1 protein-coding gene is annotated in these 762 nt (G+C 41.5%); it reads left to right on the top strand.

All coding sequences use genetic code 11. The features are described 5' to 3' along the window. A partial coding sequence (locus CQA63_RS10005; RefSeq protein WP_170128403.1) for a hypothetical protein occupies window positions 1-762 on the top strand: 762 nt, incomplete at both ends.

Genomic DNA, 762 nt, shown 5'->3' on the forward strand with positions numbered 1-762 from the left:
ATTCTCAAGCTCAGAATGACAACAAGTCTGACCCGCAAGACAAAATTACCTTGCAAGGGAAATTAGTTTGTCATTCTGAGCATTATGGAGAATCGCTTCGCAAAGCCACTAGAGAATCCCTATCCTATTGTCATTCTGAGGGAGCACAGGGTGCGACCGAAGAATCTCTAAAGGAATCACTAGTCGCCAAGAGAGATTCTTCGCTTGATTCTCAAGCTCAGAATGACAAACCAACAACATTTACTAAAATTCCAAAAAGCAATGATTCACAGAAAGCCCACAGAGATTCTTCACCCCTTGCAGGGGTTCAGAATGACAAAATAATTTCCCTTGCGGGTAGCCAAGTTTGTCATTCTGAGGAAGCACGAAGTGCGACCGAAGAATCTCTCTTATCTACTAAAGACTCTTTAACAAAATCACTAGAAAGGCGGTTACTTTGTCATTCTAAGTCCTCAATAAAGGGCGAAGAATTGTTTTTAAAAACACCAAAAAGCACGACTAGTGATTCGAACAGAGATTCTTCACCCTCTGCGAGGGTTCAGAATGACAAACTTTGCTACCCGCAAAAGAAATTCTCTCAAGACGATAATGTGGCTTGTATGAGAGGGAAATTATTTTGTCATTCTGAGCGAAGCGAAGAATCTCTAAAGGAATCACTAGTCACCCACAGAGATTCTTCACCCCTTGCAGGGGTTCAGAATGACAATAGTGGCAGAGTTTCTAGTAATTCCAAAAGAGATTCTTCGGCTTTTGCAAACTCTA

It is taken from the genome of Helicobacter marmotae (assembly GCF_003364255.1).
GTDB lineage: Bacteria > Campylobacterota > Campylobacteria > Campylobacterales > Helicobacteraceae > Helicobacter_C > Helicobacter_C marmotae.